This is a genomic window from Enterobacter sp. (assembly GCF_977039595.1).
This window is the reverse complement of record NZ_CDRQYH010000131.1, coordinates 1-3,494: the sequence shown is the minus strand read 5'-3', so window position 1 is coordinate 3,494 and position 3,494 is coordinate 1. Positions and strand designations below refer to the sequence as shown.

Here is a 3,494-nt window from a genome sequence, read left to right as displayed (position 1 = left end):
CTTATCCCTCGGCCTGACACCAGCAGACAAACCCGAGTAAGCTACTGGAAATGTTACCCACTTTGGACGGGACTGGTGGTATCATTGTCCGCTTATGTTGTTTGCATGGTACAGACAACCCTTCAATGAACAGAGAAGAAACGCACTGTGATGTTGTCAAAATTTAAGCGTAATAAACATCAACAACACCTTGCTCAACTACCGAAGATTTCTCAGTCAGTTGATGATGTAGAGTTCTTTTACGCTCCCGCTCATTTTCGGGAGACGCTTCTGGAAAAGATTGCCAGCGCCACACGACGCATTTGCATTGTGGCACTGTATCTTGAACAGGATGAAGGCGGGCGCGCGATCCTGAACGCGCTCTATGACGCCAAACGTCAGCGCCCGGAACTTGATGTTCGCGTGCTGGTAGACTGGCATCGAGCTCAGCGTGGCCGTATTGGCGCTGCCGCGTCAAACACCAATGCTGACTGGTATTGCCGTACGGCGCAGGAAAATCCTGGCGTCGATGTGCCTGTTTATGGCGTCCCGGTTAATACCCGTGAAGCGCTCGGCGTCCTTCATTTCAAGGGATTCATCATTGATGACAGCGTGCTGTACAGCGGCGCCAGCCTCAATGATGTCTACCTTCATCAACTCGATAAATATCGCTACGACCGCTATCATCTGATCCGTAATCCGCAGATGGCCGATATCATGTTTAACTGGGTTGATAAAAATCTGGTCCATGGCCGTGGTGTTAACCGTCTTGACGATCCCGAGCGCCCTAAAAGCCCGGAAATTAAAAACGATGTTCGCGCCTTCCGCCAGGAGCTGCGTGATGCGGTCTATCATTTCCAGGGCGATGCGAACAACGAAGAGTTATCCGTTACCCCGCTGGTAGGACTCGGCAAATCAAGCCAGCTGAACAAAACGATCTTCCATCTGATGCCGTGTGCGGAGCAGAAACTCACCATCTGTACGCCGTACTTTAACCTTCCTGCCGTGCTGGTGCGTAATATCATTCAGCTGCTGCGCGACGGTAAAAAAGTGGAAATTATCGTTGGTGATAAAACGGCAAACGACTTCTTCATTCCTGAAGATCAGCCGTTCAAAATCATCGGTGCGCTGCCTTATCTCTATGAGATTAACCTGCGTCGTTTCCTGAGCCGCTTACAGTATTACGTCAACACTGACCAACTGGTTGTGCGTCTCTGGAAAGATGAAGACAATAGTTACCATCTGAAAGGCATGTGGGTCGACGATGAGTGGATGTTGCTGACCGGTAACAACCTGAACCCGCGCGCATGGCGACTGGATCTGGAAAACGCTATCCTGATCCATGACCCGCAGCATGAATTAGCCGCCCAACGTGAACGCGAGCTGGAGCTGATTCGCACCCATACGACCGTGGTGAATCACTACCGTGAACTGCAGAGCATTGCCGATTATCCGGTAAAAGTTCGCAAGCTTATTCGCCGCTTACGTCGTATCCGTATCGACCGACTTATCAGCCGTATTCTGTAATATCCAGGCCCTGTCACCCGCAGGGCTTTTTTATGGAGCCCGTTGATGCGTATTCCTCTGTTACTGAGTGTCCTTTTCCTGAGTGGCTGTAGCCATATGGCCAACGATAGCTGGTCCGGACAGGATAAAGCACAGCATTTCCTCGCTTCCGCGATGTTGTCCGCAGCCGGTAATGAATATGCCCAGCATCAGGGATACAGCCGGGACCGTAGCGCGGCGATCGGGCTGATGTTCTCAGTAGGTCTTGGGGCATCAAAAGAACTGTGGGATAGCCGCCCCGCAGGGAGCGGCTGGAGCTGGAAAGATTTCGCCTGGGATGTTGCCGGCGCAACGACCGGCTACGCCGTGTGGCAGATGGCGCGCTATTAAAGTCGGATACCTTTCCCTTTGCGATGCAGCATCAGGGAAACAATAAAAGCCAGAGCCCCCATACCCGTTACGTACCAGAAGAATGTCGTTTCGCTTCCCCATGACTTAAGCGACAACGCAACGTACTCCGCCGATCCGCCAAACACCGCGTTGGCTACCGCATAAGAAAGCCCTACTCCTAACGCACGAACCTGCGCCGGGAACATCTCGGCTTTCAGTATCCCGCTGATTGAGGTATAGAAACTGACAATCACCATCGCCACCATCACCAGCGCAAAGGCGGCATACGGTGAAGAGACATGCTGAAGCGCAGTCAGAATAGGAACGGTACATAACGCCGACAGCCCGCCAAAAATCAGCATCGACGTACGTCGACCAATTTTATCCGAGAGCGCACCGACGATCGGCTGTATGAGCATAAAGACAAACAGCGCCACGGTCATGACCACGCTGGCGACGTTGGCGTGCATACCGGTTGTGTTCACCAGGTACTTTTGCATATAGGTGGTGAACGTGTAGAAACTAAGAGAGCCGCCCGCGGTGAAGCCCAGCACCATCAGGAAAGCTTTGCGGTTACGCCACAACCCTTTGAATGTTCCCGCCTCCTTCAGCATCCGGACCTCTTTCTGAGAGGTTTCATCTAACTGACGGCGTAGCCAAAGTGCAACGACCGCCAGTACTGCGCCCATTGCGAAAGGGATCCGCCATCCCCAGGCATGAAGCTGTTCGTCCGTCAAAATTTGCTGCAGGATCACCACCACAAGGATGGCCAGCAGCTGACCACCAATTAGCGTGACGTACTGGAATGAGGCGTAAAAACCCTTACGGCCTTCCAGTGCAATCTCACTCATGTAGGTCGCACTGGTACCGTATTCACCGCCTACCGATAATCCCTGGAATAAGCGGGCCACCAAAAGTAGCGCCGGTGCCCAGGTGCCAATCGATTCATATCCCGGTAAGCAGGCGATCACCAGCGAGCCAAAGCACATCATGCACACCGAGATCAGCATAGAGGCCTTACGCCCGCGACGATCCGCAATGCGGCCAAACAGCCAGCCCCCGATGGGTCGCATCAAGAATCCTGCGGCAAACACCCCTGCCGTTTGAAGCAGCTGCGTTGTGGTGTTGCCGGAGGGGAAGAAGATATGTGCGAAGTAGAGTGAACAGAATGAGTAGACGTAAAAGTCGAACCATTCAACCAGATTCCCTGAAGAGGCGCTGACGATTGCCCATACCCTTCTTCGGGTATCACTGTGACCCAGCGTCCCGTTTGATGTCATGCTTTCTGTCATTGTGATTATGCTCCTGCCATAAACTGCGGCGTATTGAGCCAGGAGACTCAATAACCTCGTAAATGAAATGTTATAATTTTGTTATAAATCACATTGAGACAGAGATCACACATTCCATTAGCAGGATAAGGGATTAAGAGAAAGGCCAGAGTGGGAAAACAAAAGCAAAAAACCCCGCACCTTTCGGTACGGGGTTCTTATGTTTGATGCCTGGCAGTTCCCTACTCTCACATGGGGAGACCCCACACTACCATCGGCGCTACGGCGTTTCACTTCTGAGTTCGGCATGGGGTCAGGTGGGACCACCGCGCTAAAGCCGCCAGGCAA

3 protein-coding genes and 1 rRNA gene are annotated in these 3,494 nt (G+C 52.5%); 2 read left to right on the top strand and 2 right to left on the bottom strand.

Annotation, left to right across the window (positions count from 1 at the left end):
* Window positions 1–150 precede the first annotated feature (150 nt).
* Together pssA and ACWYRJ_RS20625 are read left to right on the top strand one after the other, a co-directional pair.
* A complete protein-coding gene (gene pssA, locus ACWYRJ_RS20630) occupies window positions 151–1,506 on the top strand; it encodes a CDP-diacylglycerol--serine O-phosphatidyltransferase (RefSeq protein ID WP_115876029.1) in 1,356 nt (451 codons plus the stop codon).
* Between the two features lie 45 nt (window positions 1,507–1,551).
* Window positions 1,552–1,875 carry a YfiM family lipoprotein gene (locus ACWYRJ_RS20625; protein WP_032643716.1) on the top strand — a complete coding sequence of 108 codons (324 nt, stop codon included), beginning with the start codon at window positions 1,552–1,554 and terminating at the stop codon, window positions 1,873–1,875.
* Here ACWYRJ_RS20625 and ACWYRJ_RS20620 read toward each other — a convergent pair.
* Both ACWYRJ_RS20620 and rrf read right to left on the bottom strand, forming a co-directional pair.
* The gene (locus ACWYRJ_RS20620) at window positions 1,872–3,167 is read right to left on the bottom strand and encodes an MFS family transporter (protein ID WP_455508533.1); all 1,296 of its coding nucleotides are present in this window, start codon (window positions 3,165–3,167) and stop codon (window positions 1,872–1,874) included. The two genes, ACWYRJ_RS20625 and ACWYRJ_RS20620, sit on opposite strands and share 4 nt — an antisense overlap.
* 208 nt (window positions 3,168–3,375) lie before the next feature.
* Window positions 3,376–3,491: ribosomal RNA gene (gene rrf, locus ACWYRJ_RS20615) — 5S ribosomal RNA — on the bottom strand.
* Between the last annotated feature and the right edge of the window lie 3 nt (window positions 3,492–3,494).